This window comes from Ralstonia sp. 22086, assembly GCF_052045975.1.
Taxonomy (GTDB): Bacteria; Pseudomonadota; Gammaproteobacteria; order Burkholderiales; family Burkholderiaceae; genus Ralstonia; species Ralstonia wenshanensis.
Genome location: NZ_JBQEPZ010000002.1, coordinates 550,815 through 566,417 on the forward strand (window position 1 = coordinate 550,815; position 15,603 = coordinate 566,417).

The following is a 15,603-nucleotide window of genomic DNA, read 5'->3' on the forward strand; positions in this document are numbered from 1 at the left end:
CTTTCAGGCGTTGCCGGCGGCGGCCAGCGTGTTGTCGTACAGCGCTTGTTCGCGTGCCTTGTGCTCGGCCGAGAAACGCACGGCGACGGCGCAGATGGCCGACAGCGCCACCAGCACGCCGAGGATGGACAGCGTGGCCTGCGTATCGGCCATACCCTTGAGCAGGAAGCCCGCCGCCACCGCGCCGGCGTTGCCGCCCGCGCCGATGATGCCGGCCACGCCGCCCAGCGCGCGACGGTCAATGAACGGCACCAGCGCATACGTCGCGCCGCATGCCATGTGGGTGAACAGGCCAAAGCCGAGCATCGCCAGGATGGCCACCGTGACGCTGCCTGCGTGGGCAAAGCCGAACAGGCCCAGGCCCTCGCCCACCATCAGCACGCACAGCAGTTGGGTACGCGCATCCAGGCCACGCTTGGCGGCCACGCGGTCCGACACGATGCCGCCGAGTGCCCGGGCAAACAGCGCCAGCAGGCCGAAGCTCGCCGCCGCCATGCCGGCTGCCGACAGCGACAAGCCAAAGTGGTCGACGTAGTAGGTGGCGGCGATGTTGTGGATGAAGATTTCCACGCCAAAGCACGCGCCGTAGGTGATGAACAGCAGCCACACGCGATAGTTACCAGCAGCCGCCACGAAGCTGCCCCAGCCGCCCTTCTTGCCGCCGTCGATCGTCTTGCCTGCGGCACGCAGATCACTGAAGTTGCCTTCGGGGCAGTCCTGCGTGTAACGCCAGTAGAGCGCTGCGACGATCAGCATGGCCGCGCCCGGCACGATCATCGCCACGCGCCAGCCCAGGCTCTGCGTGGCACCCATCATCACGATGGCCGTCAGCAGCAGCGGCATCGTGCCTTGCGCCACGCCTCCGCCAGCATTGCCCCAGCCAGCGGAAGCCGCATTGGCCGTGCCCACCACGTTGGGCGCGAACATGACGGACGTGTGGTACTGCGTGATGACGAAGCTCGCGCCAACCGCGCCGATCGCCAGGCGGAAGAACAGGAACGCTTCGTAGCTCTGCGCGAGCGCCACGCCCAGCACCGGGATCGCACCCAGCGCAAGCAGGCCGGTATAGGTCTTGCGCGGACCGAAGCGGTCGCACAGCGGGCCGACGATCAGTCGCACCAGAATCGTCACCGCCACGGCGGCGATGTTGATGTTGGCAATCTGCCCGGGCGTGAGGTGGAACTCGCCCTTGAGCACCGGCATGAGGGGTGCGCAGGCAAACCACGCGTAGAAGCAGACGAAGAACGCCAGCCACGTCAGATGAAAGGCGCGCATCTGCGGCGTGCGCAGGCTGAACAGATCGATTCGGGTGGCTTTGCCGGTCATGTCGAATCCCAATCAGGGGCCAAAAAAAAAGAAAGGCGTCCAAGAGCCCGGCTGCATTAGCCAAGGTCTGGGACGCCGTTGTCCAAGTAGCCCTGAGCACCAGGGCCTTCACCACGAAGAGCACGAATCGCCTTTGACCCGCGCAATGGTGCTATGCAACAGGTATGCCAGGCGGGCAAAGCCTTGTGCTGTCTGCGTTTGCGGGAAATTGACCAAGAACCGGCCGGCGCGCGTGCCTCATGCGCGAGCACCGCATCGCACGGTTTCGGTGCAGATACGATTCGTGATGGTGCGGCACAGCAAATGCGTCGGCCGCCGCCAATGGCGACCAGAGCATCACGTGCAGGACTGATCGGAAGGGAAGCCGCCGACGCTGGTATCGGCAGGTATCGGCGTCAGTAGCCGTTCGTCACGATGGACAGCACCGACAGATCTGGGTGCGTGCCGTCGATGATGCTGCGCGCCACATGGACGGCGTCTTCCACGGCCGCTTCTGGGCTGCCGAAACTGTCGTTGCCGTCAGCATGGAATGGCACGGCGCGTCCCGGCTGTTGAGGATTCGCGCCGGGGTGACAAACGTAGCCGGTGTAGGTGTAACAACCACTGTCGGCCCGGATGGGGCTGGGCGACACGTGAATCTCGAACCCTTCGTAGAGTTCTTGCGGTGCGGTGGTGAGCTGGTCAGACATGGTGGCCTCGCTGGGTTAGCGTGTACCTGCCGGGCCGGCGCTTGTGGCGCGGCACGGCTGCCCTTGGTTCAACCAGTCTAGGTGATGGGATGCATGTTGAAATCCGGCGGTTGGATGACTCTGCCATCCACCGCCGTTCGTGGGACTGGTGCTGCCTTGCGCTATGCGCGCTTGATGAGCCGGATGATGAACAGCAGGATCACCGCGCCGATCACCGCCGTGATGATCGAGCCGATCCACCCGCCACCCAGCGAGATGCCCAGCACCCCCGCAAGCCATCCGCCGATGAACGCACCGACGATGCCGACCACGATGTCGACAAAGATGCCGAAACCGCCGCCCTTGACCAGGATGCCGGCCAGCCAACCCGCCACCGCGCCGATGATCAGCCAAGCAATCAAACCGTGTGAGGCCATGTTCGCGCTCCAAAGAATGTGCGTTTTGAGGGACGTTACCGCACAGGCATAGTAGGCGAAGACCGCACAATCGCGATGTGGTGCTCACACGGTTTTTGCAATTGCATCGTGCTCAACGGAACACGTTGACCGCCTCTACCAGGCGCGTGGCCTGAATGCGCAGGCCCTCGGCCGCCGCCGCGCTCTGGCCCACCAGCGTGGCGTTCTCCTGCGTGACCTGATCCAGATGGTTGACCGCCTGACTGACCTGCGTGATGCCGTCGGTCTGCTGCGCCGTCGCCAGGCTGATGTCGGCGATCATGGCGGAGACCTTTTTGACCTGCTCGACGATGTCGTCCATGGTCTTGCCTGCATCGTCCACCAGCCGCGCGCCGGATTCGACCTTGTCAACGCTGGTGCCGATCAGCTCCTTGATCTCCTTGGCAGCGCCGGCGCTGCGCTGCGCAAGCGCGCGCACCTCGCCCGCCACGACAGCAAAGCCCCGCCCTTGTTCGCCAGCACGCGCGGCTTCCACGGCGGCATTGAGTGCCAGGATGTTAGTCTGAAAGGCAATGCTGTCGATCACGCCGATGATGTCGGCAATCTGCTTGGCACTTTGCGTGATGGCGCTCATGGTGGCCACCACCTGCTCCATGGCACGGCCGCCGTTGACCGCCGCCTGCGTGGCCGCGCCCGACAGCGTATTCGCCTGCCCCGCCGTCTCTGCATTGCTGGCCACCGTGGCCGTCATCTGCGTCATCGAGCTGGAGGTTTCTTCCAGGCTCGCAGCAGCCTGCTCGGTGCGGGTGTTGATGTTGCCGTTGCCCTCAGCGATCTCCTGGCTGGCCGACTGCACGTTGACGACCTGCTCGGCCACATCATCGATCAACCAGCGGAACATCAGCCCGAGCTGGCTGACCGTGCGCAACGTCATGCCGATCTCGTCCACGCGGTCTGCGATGGCGACTTTCCGGCTCTCCCCCGAGGCCACGCTCAGCGCCAGCTCCTGCAGCTTTTCGAGTGGCGTGGCGATCTGCACCTTCAATGACCACGACGCCAGCGCCAAGGCCACGAGCAACGCGCCGGCAAAACCACCGAGCGCCGCGCCGGAGAGGCCAAACGCCCACGCTACCGCCAGCAGCGCGGGCAGCAATGTGAGAAAGGTGAGCCGTATGCGCCAGCGCACCGGCATCAGCTGGAACACCGAACGCCAGGCCATCAAGCCCGTTCGCACGATCAGGCCCTTGTGAAACTTGCGGCTGCCCGCCTGACCAGTGCGGAAATCCTTGTAGAGCACTTCGGCCGCGGCGATTTCCTCGCGCGTGGGCTTGGTGCGCACCGACATATAGCCGCTGACCCGTCCGTTACGCACCACGGGCGTGGCGTTGGCACGCACCCAATAATGATCGCCATTCTTGCGGCGGTTCTTCACCAGCGCCGTCCATGGCTGCCCCGCCTTGAGCGTGGCCCACATATCGGCAAATGCCTCGGTTGGCATATCGGGGTGACGCACGATGTTATGTGGCTGGCCCTCGATCTCTTCGCGGGAAAAACCGCTCACCTCCACAAACGCTGCATTCGCATAGGCGATGTAGCTTTGGGTGTCGGTGGTCGACATGAGCGTGGCGTTGTCCGGGAACTCGTATTCGTGCTGGGTAACAGGTTCGTTGACACGCATGGGGATTCTCCTTTGCTGATTTACTTCGCAAGGGATTATCGGCACATAGCTGGATTTATTAAGACCCGATAACCCTATTCTGCAGCCCACAGCCATACACCTGCCCGAGCAGATACTGCTTCATTGAAAATGATTCTTATCTGCTTTGCCCGCGCTCTTGCTCGTCATTCTCAGCAAACGATGCGAACGAATGTCGTACGCCCAGTCCGGCAATACCTTATCTGCGTTAATTATTGGCGGATAAATAAGATAAAAGCGTGATATTGAAGCGACACACGTTTTCTTGTGAATCAATCTCACACTCGGAGCATCTTCGGCCGCGGGCAGCGTCCCACGCCCGCCGCGACAGCGCGTCACATCCCAAGGGCGGCAACGGAGGCTAAACTTTCAGAAATTCCTAAAAATTGAGAAAGATCAAAACAATGCAACTCTCCCCCTTGAAACAGCGCTTCGTCCTGCATTTCGGCGAGATGGGCAGCCGCTGGGGCATCAATCGCACCGTCGGGCAGATCTACGCGCTGCTCTACGCCGCGCGCGAGCCGATCAACGCGGACGAGATCGCCGAGGCATTGGGCTTCTCCCGTTCGAACGTGAGCATCGGGCTGAAAGAGCTGGAGTCTTGGAAGCTCGTGCGGCTGTCGCACAAGCCGGGCGACCGGCGCGAATACTTCTCCGCCCCGGACGACATCTGGACCATCTTCCGCACACTGGCCGAAGAGCGCCGCAAGCGCGAGATCGACCCCACGCTCTCGCTGCTGCGCGACGTGATGCTCGAATCCCCGACCGACCCGGACGACCGCCACGCCCAGGCGCGCATGAAAGAGATGTATCAGCTCATCACGCTCATGACCACCTGGTTTGACGACGTGCAGAAGCTCGACGCCGAATCGTTGCAGCAACTCATGAAGATGGGTGCCAAGGTGCACAAGCTGCTGGAAATGAAGAACAAGCTTGCCGTCGTCGTTGGCGGCAAATCGAAGTAGCCCGTATCCAGAAAAATCATGTCGCTCGATCCCGTTGTCCTGGCGCGCATCCAGTTTGGCGCCAACATCACGTTCCACATCCTCTTTCCCACCATCAGCATCGCGCTTGCGTGGGTGCTGCTGTTCTTCAAGCTGCGCTATCGGAAGACCGGTGACGAAGCGTGGATGGCCGCTTATCGCCTTTGGGTGAAGGTCTTTGCATTGACATTCGCGCTGGGCGTGGTGTCCGGCGTGACGATGAGCTTTCAGTTCGGCACGAACTGGCCGGGCTACATGAATACCGTCGGCAACATCGCCGGGCCGCTGCTGGCGTATGAGGTGCTGACGGCGTTCTTTCTGGAGGCCAGCTTCCTCGGGATCATGCTGTTCGGCACGGGCCGCGTAAGCCCGCGCATCCACACATTCGCGACGTTCCTGGTGGCGCTCGGCACGACCATTTCGGTGTTCTGGATCATCGCGCTCAACTCGTGGATGCAGACGCCCGCCGGCTACGTGATGATCGACGGCCGCGCGCATCCGCAAAGCTGGCTGGCGATCATCTTCAACCCGTCGTTTCCGTACCGGTTCACGCACATGCTGCTGGCGTCGGGCCTGACGGTGTCGTTCCTCTTGGCCGGCGTATCGGCCTACCGCTGGCTGCGCAACGACCACGGTGGCGATGTGCGTGCGGCGCTCAAGACCGGCGTGGTGCTTGCCGCCATGTTGATCCCGCTGCAGATTGCCGCCGGCGATGCGCACGGTCTCAACACACTGGAGCATCAACCGGCCAAGCTGGCCGCGATGGAAGGCATCTGGCAAACCGAACGCGGCGTGCCCGCCGTGCTGTTCGGTATTCCCGATGCGGCTTCGCGCAGCAACCGCTATGAGATCGCGGTGCCGAAGCTGGCGTCGCTGTATCTCACGCATTCGCTTGATGGCGAAGTGCGAGGGCTCGACCAGTTCGACCAGCATCCGCCCGTGCTGCCGGTGTTCTTTGCCTTCCGCCTGATGGTGGGCGTGGGGCTGCTGATGCTGGCAGTGTCATGGACCAGCGCCTGGCGCCTTCGCCGCAATGGCGAACTGCCGAACTGGCTGGCACGCGCGCTCGTCGCCATGACGTTCTCGGGCTGGGCGGCCGTGGTGGCCGGCTGGTACGTGACCGAGATTGGCCGCCAGCCGTGGCTTGTCTATGGCGTGCTGACCACCGCGCAGGCTGCGTCTTCCGTGCCCGCGCGGATGATCGGCAGCACGCTGGCGATGTATCTCGCGTTGTACGCGTTCCTCATCGCCTCCTACATCGGCGTGGTCTTCTATCTGGCCCGCAAGGCCGGTGGCGCCATCGACCCGACGGACGCCGACATTCCCGGCAAGCACACCTCTCAATTTTCTGCGACCCTCGCGAGCCACGCATGAGCACCATCCCTGACCTCACCCAACCCGCCGGCTGGCTGCCGGTGGTCTTTATGGCCCTGATGGGGATTGCCGTGCTGGCCTACGTCGTGCTCGACGGCTATGACCTGGGCGTCGGCATCCTGCTGCGCCGCGCCGACGACGCCGAGAAAGACACCATGATCGCCTCGATCGGCCCGTTCTGGGACGCCAACGAAACCTGGCTCGTGCTCGGGGTCGGGCTGCTGCTGGTGGCGTTTCCCGCCGCACATGGAGAGATCCTGGGCGCGCTGTATCTGCCGGTGGCGCTGATGCTGTTCGGCCTCATCCTGCGTGGTGTGGCATTCGATTTTCGCGTCAAGGCGCGCGCGCACCACAAGCCGTGGTGGAACCGCGCGTTCTATGCGGGCTCCGTCATCGCCACCGCTGCGCAGGGCCTCATGCTCGGGCTGTACATCACGGGCTTCCAGTACGACGCCGCCAACGTCGTCTTTGCGATCTGCACGGCGGGCGGCCTCATTGCCGGCTACCTGCTGCTAGGCGCAACGTGGCTCATCATGAAGACGGAAGGCGCGCTGCAATTGCGCGCGGTGCAGTGGGCACGCGGCAGCCTGTGGTTCACCGCGCTGGGCGTGGCCGCCGTGTCGCTGGCGACGCCATGGGTCAGCACACGCGTGTTCGACAAGTGGTTTGCGCTGCCGAACATCATCCTGCTGGCGCCCGTGCCGCTGGTGACCATCGTGCTGTTCCTGCTGATCGACTGGGTACTGCGCCGCCTGCCGCAGCAGATTGCCAAGGGCGATGAACATCTGATCTGGGCGCCGTTCGTCGGCACCGGCGCCATCTTTCTGCTGGCCTTCAACGGCCTGGCCTACAGCCTCTTTCCGTATCTCGTGGTGGACCGGCTCGACATCTGGCAAGCGGCCAGCGCGCCGGAATCGCTGGAGTTCATGCTGGTGGGCGTGGCGATTGTGCTGCCGACCATCGTCGGCTACACGATCTACTCGTACAAGGTATTCCACGGCAAGGCGACGGAGCTGCGCTACTACTGAACACGCCGCCCGCATGCGGCATTGACCGGACTGCGGGCGGACGGTTAGGCTGGTGCGCTCACGACCTCACCACACGCGCCATGATCACCTGCTACCTCCGCTACATCATCAACCCGGCACGGCTTGTCGAATTCGAAGCCTACGGAAAGATGTGGATTCCGCTCGTCGAGAAATTCGGCGGCCAGCACCACGGCTACTTTCTCCCATCGGAAGGGGCGAACAACGTCGCGCTGGCCTTATTCTCGTTCCCGAGTCTGGCGGCCTACGAGGTCTATCGGGAGCGTGCCAAGACCGACCCGGATTGCATGGCGGCCTTCCAGTACGCCGAAGAGACCGGCTGCATCGTCAGCTATGAGCGCAGCTTCTTCCGTCCGGTATTTTCCTGACAGCCGTCTAGCCTTGCGGCCTGCGCTGCGACAGCACCCACAGCATTGCGCCCACGGCCTCCGCCTGCGAGCGCGTGCAGGTCTTTTCAAAGATAGCCCGTAGCTGCGAACGCACGGTGGACATGGCGACGTTGGCGTTGGCCGCATATTCGTCAGGCGTCTTGCCGGCGATCAGCGCTTCGCCCACCGCCGCCTCTGCCGCTGACAGACCGAACGCCTGGCGCAACTGCATGGCTGTCACCGGCGCCGCATCGCCCTTGCGCCGGGCCGTGACCAGCATGGCGGCATCCCCAAACGCGGCATGCGCGGCATTGACGGGCAATTGCGAGATGCCGAGAAAGATCTCGTGTGGCGCCCCAAGCGCCGGCCGCACAGCAAAGCTCTCGCCCTTGCGTGACTTTGTCACCCGCGCCAGCGCGGCTTGCAGGCCATCGTTGTCGGCAGCAAACGCGGCTATCAGCCGACCGTGCTCCAGCCGCAGGCAAGTCGATGCGCGCAGCAACGCTTCGGCTTGCGCATTGGCAAACAACACGCGCTGGTCCCGCCCGAGCGCGAATACGGCCAGGCCAAGCTGCTCCATCAGTTCGGCGCCGAGTGCTGCATCGCGATGCAGCACGCGTGTATCCCGCCAGAGGTTGATCGTGCGCTGCAGGTGGTCGGTCATGCCGGCCGCGTTGAAACGATCCTCGTCGGAAAAGGGCGTCCGGCCGTGTGCGCGCAACATGCCGAGCAGGATGTCGCTGCTGCCGGGGCGCTCCAGGCGCACGCCCATCAGGTAACGGAAGCCCGCCGGAATCTGGTAGTCCTGGAAGAACTCGCTGCGCTCAACATACGCATCGGACAGGTAATCCTGGCAGAACGCAAACTCGCGCACACCCGCACGTTCGACAAAACCGCGGCGGGGGTCCAGTGCACCGTAGTACCTGTCATACAGCCCGATGGTGTCGTCCAGCCCCCGCTTCGGGGAGTAGACCGAAAGTTGAGGCGCATTGCGCACGGCGTCCCAACTGAACATGTGGAACAGGTCGGCACCAAGCGATTCCGTCACGCCCTGGAACACGTCCAGAAACCCTTCCTGCGTTACCGCAGCTTCGTACAGATCACCGATGAGCTGGTCTTTGAGCACGCGTCCCTCCCCCGAAGGATGGCTGTCTGGCCTTGGCGTCTGCCATGCTCACCCCGGGAAAACTGGGTGGCGGCGGACATGTTGTGCGCTCAAACGTAGCACGTGTGTGCGTCGGTCAACATCGTTCATTTGGCGACGCTTTCCTCCAAATGAATGATGCGGGCGCCTGGGGCGTGCTTCGAGAATCTCCGTGCCGAATAACGGCGTCGCATGCACGGCGCACCCACGATCCAGGGAGGACTCCATGAAACTCACCCCCATTTCCATCGCACTCGCCACGCTTGCGCTGTCGGCTTGCGGCGGCGGCGATTCCGGTAGCAACGCCAGCACAGCGCCGGGCACCAACGTTCCGGCAGCACAGACCGTCAGCGGGGTCGCTGCCACGGGTGCAGCCATGCAAGGGGCCACAGTCACGCTAATGGATGCGAGCGGCAAGTCGGTCGACTGCCCCGCTAACGCCACTACGGGCGCCTTCCAGTGCACGGTCACGGGCCTTGCCGCGCCGTTCGTGCTGTCGGCGGCCGGCAACGTAGCCGACTCGCAAGCCACGCTGATCGCGCTGTCCGCCAGTGCCGGCACGCAGACGATCAACATCACGCCCATCACAAACGCCATTGCCGCCACCATTGTGGGCGATAACCCCAGCAAGCTCCTGGGCAACACGGGCCTGCTGCAGAGCAAGGTGACCGCGCAAACCGTCTCAAGCACGGTGGCCGCCTATGCCGCTGCCCTGGCCGACCTGTTGGCCGCCACCGGCAATACCGGGGTGGATCTGATCTCGGGGCCGTTGACGGCCGGTGCTCCAGGGCTGGATCGCCTGCTCGATCAACTGAAGGTAAACGTGCTGCCGGACGGCAGCGTGCAGATCAGCTCCGTAGCGGGCGCATCGAGCGATACGCCTGCGCAATTGCAGCTCGGGCCGGGCGTCGCTCCTCAGCCCAGCGACAAGGCGAGCCTGCCCAGCGTGGCGACCATCAATGGCAACCCCGTCTCCAACCTGCCGACCGCCTCGGATCTGGCTGCGCTGCAAGCGGCGCTGAACCAATGCTTTGCCGGCTCCACGGGGGCGGCGCGCACGGGCGGCAGCGTGCCCGTTTGCGGCCAAATCTTCGTGGATGACGTGGCCAACGGCGCGCTCATCAACGGCGTGCCGACGGCCTACCTGAACAACGGCATGACGGCCGACCAGGAATTCGGGCCGGCATCGGGCGGCGGCAACCCAGGCCTGTTCGCCGATGATGCGATGAACAATGCCAGCTTCAGCCTGCCGGAGATCATCCGCATAGCATCCAGCAGCGGGGACACGCTGTGGGTCAAGCTCGCCTGGACCCGCGCCGATGGCCTTCGCGACGGCATGCAGCAGCATGTGCAAGTGGCGGTACAACCTGCCTCTCGCGCCAGCGGCGACAACGGCTGGCGCATCGTCGGCAATCAGCGCGCGGTGCTCACGAAAGTCAACGCCAACGCGCAGAAGTGGGATTGGCTGAACAGCGCCACCGCAATGACGGGCACCAACGCGTTTGTCGATTCGATCAACATGCAGGTGGGCATCGCGGATGCGGCCGGCACGCCGGTCGACTTTGCGATTGTTACCGGGCCCGGTCTGCGCAATGGCGTGTTCCTGCAGCCGTCTTCGGGCACGTGCGACACGCTGAATATCCGTGCGCAGGTTGGCGCGAGCCAGACTCCGGCGCAGCTCGCTCTGCTTGCCAAGCAAAGCTCCTGCCGCAACAACTTCCGCCTGGCAGGCGTGGCACAAGACACAGCCAACCAGGGCAGCTTCACATGGCCCGGTGATGCACCGCGCAATAACACGGCATGGGCCAAGCCGCAACTGACGGCATCGGAGCTGGCGACCATCACGCCGTTCAGCGCCTACACGATCGCCATCTATCAGGGCGGTGTCACGAGCCAGCCGTCCAAGACGTACACGGTGCGGTTGCGCACGCCGTCGCCCTCGCCCGATGCGCTGCGCCAATACACGTGGCAGGACATCTCGCAGGCCACGCGCGACATCCTCACTCCGGGCACGGCATCAACGTTTGCAGGCGGCGCCACGCTGCCCGTCACGTGGACGACCAAGGCGGGCGTGCCCTTCGTGAAGCGCGTCAACGTGCAGATCCGTTCCACGATGTCGGGCCAGTCGACGGTGTTCGTGAACGGTGTGGGCCGTGCCTCACCGGCAGCGCCCGGGACCACGCTCACCGTGAATGTGGCGGGTGATCAGGGTGTGGCCTTCCCCGCCGTGACGGGCTGGACGGGCGCGCAGGACATGTCGTTCACCAACATGTCGTGGGCAGACCCGCTGGATCTGAACTTCACCACGTCGGTCGAGTACGACCGCTAACGCGCAGGGCACACGGGGAAGTGCGGTGATCGGGCCCGCAAGGTTTGCCTGCCTTGCGGGCCTCGTTCAACCCACCGTCGCCTCAAAGACGCGCCGGTAATTTCCGCCCAGAATCTGGCCAACTTCCACTGCCGTGAATCCAGCTTTCTGCAGCGCCGCGGCCAGCGCCGGCAATTGCGCATAACTGGTGAACACCGGCGGCCGGATAAAACCGAGCATGTCGGTGCCCAGCCCCACGTGCGCCACGCCCACCACATCGGCCATGCGCTTGATGCCCATCGCCATGGCATCGAGATTGGGGAAATCTGCCGCATTGGGCCACACGCCAATCACGCCGCCAGTGTCCGCCACCGCGCGTGCATGGTCGGCTGAAATCAACCGGCTGCGCGCCCGGAGCGCTCCCGACAACGCCGTGTGCGACAGCACCAGCGGTTTGGTGGTCGTCGCCGCTGCACGCCTGACGAGGTCATACGTGCCGTGAGCTACGTCCACCACAATGCCCAGCGCATTGCAGCGGCGCACCACGTCTGCGCCAAAATTGGTCAAGCCGCCATGCACTGGGGGCTCGGTCTGGATATCGCCCAGTTCGTTCACACGGTAATGCGTGAGCTGCAGGTGCCGCAGACGGTGCTGCGTGTAAGCGTCGTCCACGCGCTCGATGCGGCCTTCCAGAAAATCTGCCCCTTCCGACGCGATGATGACGCTCGGCCCCTGCGTGCCCATGGCGGCAAGCGACGCGGCGTCGGTCACCACATGCAGTTGTTCGCGCTCGATCAGCCGCTGTGCGCGGGCAAATTCCGTCATGCCAAGTCGATACAGCTCACCTGGCTCCGGACTGCGAAAAGCCTCGAAGCGGTGGCCGCCAGCGCCCACGTGCACGACCGTGGTGTCCGTCACGATGGCCAGGCAAATGACGTTCATGCCCCCGGCGCGCATCGACTCGGCCGCTGGCAAAAACGGCCGATCGGCTCCGATCCTGGGGTCGCGAGAGATGATGACGCTCCCGGCGTGGGAATGCATGTCGATGGTCAATGCGCCGGGTGGCGGTGTCCACTTGGAAGCTGTGTCGGACGGTGCGTCGGTGTAATTGGCAAAGCGTCCCGGCGCGCAGGCCGCCAAGCCCATTGCGGCACCTGCGGCCAGAAACACGCGGCGGCTGACGCGGGGCGATCTGGCAGTAGATTGCACGGGTGCAAGAGATGCATCCACCAATTGATAGCGCCAGCCCGCGGGGTCGTCCTGCAAACGGATCAGCCGGCCACGCACGCGCGTCATGTCGCCCACCGGCAAAGGGGCGGCTGCCAGCACTTCGATGCTGGTGGCAGGGTTGCGCGGCACGCAACCGCCGCAGCATGGCGCTTCGGCGCTCAGCAGGAAGTAGTCGGCAGACCGCGCGGCAGCATCCAGCGGCATCGCCCAGCCTTCCATATCGACAAACGTGTCGTGAAGCGTGTCAGCCTCGCGCGTGGCGATGAGGGACCAATCGATCAGCATGCGCACTCCGCAAAATTGAGCTGCGGTATTGTGCGCGCGAACGCTCGCCGTTGGTTACATGGGCCTACAACGCGTTACGGACCACCGCGGAAGCACGCCCCCCCCACGATATCAACTCGGACGACAGGTGATGGTGGTGCGCGACGTCGTCGAGCCCAAACCGGTAAGGCATCTCCTTCAGAAACGGCATTACGTATCCGCCACAAGGTGTTCGAACGCGACCGCAACGGCAAGCCCACCACGCTGTAGCGGTGCTATTTGCGCTACGCTTACGGCCTTTCGCCCGACCTCGCTTTCATCGCTTTCGCGTCACCTCATGCCCACGCTGCAACACGTCGACCTGCGCACGGACCCCGCCGCCCGACCCTTCGTCAAGGACGAGACCGTCCACGTCGACTTTGCCGCCGAAGCCGGCGAGCTGATGAGTCTGGAAGGCCCCAACCGCTACGCCCCTGGCGACGCGCTGATCACCGGTTCAACGGGCGACCGCTGGGTGGTCTCGCGCGAGCGTTTCGATGCGAAGTACGCCCCTGCCGATGCGGCGCTCGCGCATGGGCAGGCAGGCGCTTATCGCAACCGCCCGAGCGTGGTGCTTGCCAGGCAGATGAACGAAGCGTTCTCGATGGCGCGCTCCGAGGCCGGCGACGTGCTGCACGGCCAGGCCGGCGACTGGGTGCTCCAATACGCCCCCGGCGACTACGGCGTCGTCCAGGCGCAGCGCTTCGCCAAAGTTTACCGTCCCGCCTGAAGCGCTACTGCGCCGTCTGCTGGCGCTCAGTCTCGTGGCGCTTCATCTGCAGGTAGTCCTGGCGCTCTACTTCATGCAACTGGCGCGGGTACTGCTCGGTGGCGTTGAACCACGTGTTCAGCCGCTGCTGCAAACGCTTGTCCGGCGGCGCCGACAACGCCTTCAGATAGGCATCGATGGCGAGGTAGTAGCGCATCGTGTTGCGCTCGAGCAGGCCACGCACACCGCCCACATATTCCGGTGCGGCGGCTGAGGATTCTGCCGTCTTTGTAAAACCCACCTTGTCGCTGCCGACCGTGCCCAGATACGTGCGCATGGCCAGCCGCCCTGCGGTGCCGTAACCGTACGCGTACGTCAGATGCAGAAAGGTGTGATTGCCGCCGGCCGGGGCCGGAATCGCCTCCAGCATGATGCGGTAATCCTTCGTGCTGAACGGCCCGGACTCAGCATTCAGTTCCACGCGGAAGTAGCCCGCGCTGCTGGCAACGGGGCGGTAGTTGAATTCCAGCCGATAGCTGCTGGACAAGCTCTGCTCAACCTTGCGGCCCAGATTCACGTCGAGCACGGTGCCACGGGGCCCGGACCCGGCGCGGCAATACTTGATGTTGAGGTGGAGGATCAGCACGTCGCACCAGTTGCCGGGGCCTTGCGTTGCGTCACTCAACGCGCCGCTCACCGTAGCGAACGGGTAATCGACCACGCTGTATATGTCGCCCTGGAGCATGTTGGGCGTCTCGGTGGATTCCAACACCAGCGGACGGTGGAACGGGTTGTCAGCCAACTGGGGCGCCACGCTCTGATATTTGTCGCGCAGGCCCTGCGCATTGTCTGCCGCGCGCAAGGCGGGGCTCAGGCATAGGCCGGCCACCAGCGCAAGCAGGGCAATGGGGCGCAGCCAGGCGGGATGTCGATGCAAGGTCATAAACGGCGTTCTTGTGGAATTGGTCTTCATTCTAGGAGGCGCTAACGCCCACAGTCTCGCAACAAATGGGCCTGCGGATGCACATCGACCATGCGGCGTTCTGTCATCACGACAGCCAAGGCGTGCTCCGATGCGGCTCGCTAAAATGAATGCTTCTTCGCCTCGTGCTTCCCGGCACTTCCGGCACCATGCCCTCGCCCCTCGTCGCCATTCGCGAACGCATCGCCAACCAGGTCCGCGGCCTTACGCGCGCGACCGGCAGCCTCACCCTCGACATTGCCTCGCCACCGGGCGACCCTGGGCTGTTCGGCCCCGACGCGGTCTGCTGGAAGGTGCATGCCGATTTCCCGGCGATGATGGCCGGCGGCATCAGCGCGCTGTTGCTGCAGGCGCTGCACCCCCGCGCGCTGGCCGGCGTATGGGACCACTCCAACTTCCGCGAAGACCTGCAAGGGCGCCTGGGCCGCACCGCACAGTTCGTGGCCGGCACCACGTACGGCAGCCGGCATGATGCACTGGCGCTCATCGAGCGCGTGAAGACCATCCACGACCGCGTGCAGGGCATCGCGCCCGATGGCCGGCCATATTCAGCCAACGACCCAGACCTGCTTACCTGGGTGCATGTGGCTGAGATGTCAAGCTTCCTGGCGGGCTATCTGCGCTACGTAGACGGCAACCTCGGCGGCGCCCAGCAGGATCGTTACTTCGAAGAGACCGCGCTGGTGGCCGAGATGCTCGGCGCGCGCGACGTGCCGAAATCGCGGGCGGCTGTGCAAACCTATCTGAATGCAATGCGCGCCGAGCTGGTGGCCAGCGATCGCACGCGCACTGTGGTGGAGGTGTTGATGACGTGGCAGGCGCCGCGCCCGGGGTTGCGCCCGGCGGTACGCCTCTTCCTGGACGCGGGCATCCAGCTGCTGCCGCCGTGGGCAATACAGATGCTCGATCTCAAGCAGCCGCCGCTGCAGGCAGCGTTTGCGTCGGCGGCCATGCGCACCGTGGCGCCCACGCTGCGCTGGGCGCTATACGAGGGCAGCGTCGCGCGCCGGGCCAGGCACCGCGCACTGGCGCCCGCAACGACATAGTGCG

Annotated in this window: 14 protein-coding genes; 7 read left to right on the forward strand and 7 right to left on the reverse strand. The window is 64.4% G+C overall.

All coding sequences use genetic code 11. The features are described from left to right. Nucleotides 1–3: 3 nt before the first annotated feature. The 4 genes from ACTJK6_RS11485 to ACTJK6_RS11500 form a co-directional block, all read right to left on the reverse strand. Nucleotides 4–1,326, reverse strand: a complete 1,323-nt coding sequence (locus ACTJK6_RS11485; RefSeq protein WP_440839076.1) for an MFS transporter — start codon at nt 1,324–1,326, stop codon at nt 4–6. Nucleotides 1,327–1,721: 395 nt separating this feature from the next. Continuing rightward, nucleotides 1,722–2,015 carry a hypothetical protein gene (locus ACTJK6_RS11490; RefSeq protein ID WP_232039820.1) on the reverse strand — a complete coding sequence of 98 codons (294 nt, stop codon included), beginning with the start codon at nt 2,013–2,015 and terminating at the stop codon, nt 1,722–1,724. 161 nt (nt 2,016–2,176) lie between these two features. Continuing rightward, nucleotides 2,177–2,431, reverse strand: a complete 255-nt coding sequence (locus tag ACTJK6_RS11495; protein WP_004627540.1) for a GlsB/YeaQ/YmgE family stress response membrane protein — start codon at nt 2,429–2,431, stop codon at nt 2,177–2,179. Nucleotides 2,432–2,543: 112 nt separating this feature from the next. Next, nucleotides 2,544–4,088, reverse strand: a complete 1,545-nt coding sequence (locus ACTJK6_RS11500) for a methyl-accepting chemotaxis protein (RefSeq protein WP_440839077.1) — start codon at nt 4,086–4,088, stop codon at nt 2,544–2,546. A 422-nt stretch (nt 4,089–4,510) separates the two neighbouring features. Here ACTJK6_RS11500 and ACTJK6_RS11505 point away from each other — a divergent pair, with 422 nt between their 5' ends. The 4 genes from ACTJK6_RS11505 to ACTJK6_RS11520 all read left to right on the forward strand — a co-directional run bounded on the left by ACTJK6_RS11505 (nt 4,511) and on the right by ACTJK6_RS11520 (nt 7,877). Beyond that, complete coding sequence (locus tag ACTJK6_RS11505) at nt 4,511–5,071, forward strand: GbsR/MarR family transcriptional regulator (RefSeq protein ID WP_260801513.1); 561 nt, start codon at nt 4,511–4,513, stop codon at nt 5,069–5,071. Nucleotides 5,072–5,089: 18 nt separating this feature from the next. Continuing rightward, nucleotides 5,090–6,463, forward strand: a complete 1,374-nt coding sequence (locus ACTJK6_RS11510) for a cytochrome ubiquinol oxidase subunit I (protein ID WP_440839078.1) — start codon at nt 5,090–5,092, stop codon at nt 6,461–6,463. After that, a complete protein-coding gene (locus ACTJK6_RS11515) occupies nt 6,460–7,491 on the forward strand; it encodes a cytochrome d ubiquinol oxidase subunit II (RefSeq protein ID WP_232039824.1) in 1,032 nt (343 codons plus the stop codon). The genes ACTJK6_RS11510 and ACTJK6_RS11515 overlap by 4 nt, the downstream gene beginning before the upstream one ends. Nucleotides 7,492–7,571: 80 nt before the next feature. After that, on the forward strand, nt 7,572–7,877 hold the full coding sequence (locus ACTJK6_RS11520; protein ID WP_260781305.1) for an NIPSNAP family protein: 306 nt from the start codon (nt 7,572–7,574) through the stop codon (nt 7,875–7,877). A gap of 7 nt (nt 7,878–7,884) precedes the next feature. Here the strand turns inward: ACTJK6_RS11520 and ACTJK6_RS11525 are convergent, their stop codons facing one another. After that, complete coding sequence (locus tag ACTJK6_RS11525) at nt 7,885–9,003, reverse strand: helix-turn-helix transcriptional regulator (RefSeq protein WP_260781303.1); 1,119 nt, start codon at nt 9,001–9,003, stop codon at nt 7,885–7,887. Between the two features lie 244 nt (nt 9,004–9,247). On the opposite strand from ACTJK6_RS11525, the gene ACTJK6_RS11530 reads away from it, so the two are divergent. After that, a complete protein-coding gene (locus tag ACTJK6_RS11530) occupies nt 9,248–11,350 on the forward strand; it encodes a hypothetical protein (protein ID WP_252694315.1) in 2,103 nt (700 codons plus the stop codon). Between the two features lie 66 nt (nt 11,351–11,416). On the opposite strand, the gene ACTJK6_RS11535 is transcribed toward ACTJK6_RS11530, so the two are convergent. Continuing rightward, nucleotides 11,417–12,844 carry a dipeptidase gene (locus ACTJK6_RS11535; protein ID WP_440839079.1) on the reverse strand — a complete coding sequence of 476 codons (1,428 nt, stop codon included), beginning with the start codon at nt 12,842–12,844 and terminating at the stop codon, nt 11,417–11,419. 316 nt (nt 12,845–13,160) lie between these two features. On the opposite strand from ACTJK6_RS11535, the gene ACTJK6_RS11540 reads away from it, so the two are divergent. Next, on the forward strand, nt 13,161–13,592 hold the full coding sequence (locus ACTJK6_RS11540; RefSeq protein WP_322018451.1) for a PGDYG domain-containing protein: 432 nt from the start codon (nt 13,161–13,163) through the stop codon (nt 13,590–13,592). A gap of 4 nt (nt 13,593–13,596) precedes the next feature. On the opposite strand, the gene ACTJK6_RS11545 is transcribed toward ACTJK6_RS11540, so the two are convergent. Further along, nucleotides 13,597–14,514 (reverse strand): hypothetical protein, encoded by a 918-nt coding sequence (locus ACTJK6_RS11545; RefSeq protein WP_316870760.1) that lies wholly within the window; start codon nt 14,512–14,514, stop codon nt 13,597–13,599. 188 nt (nt 14,515–14,702) lie between these two features. Here ACTJK6_RS11545 and ACTJK6_RS11550 point away from each other — a divergent pair, with 188 nt between their 5' ends. Next, nucleotides 14,703–15,599: an oxygenase MpaB family protein gene (locus tag ACTJK6_RS11550; RefSeq protein WP_433867877.1), complete on the forward strand. Its 897-nt coding sequence runs from the start codon at nt 14,703–14,705 to the stop codon at nt 15,597–15,599. Nucleotides 15,600–15,603 lie beyond the last annotated feature (4 nt).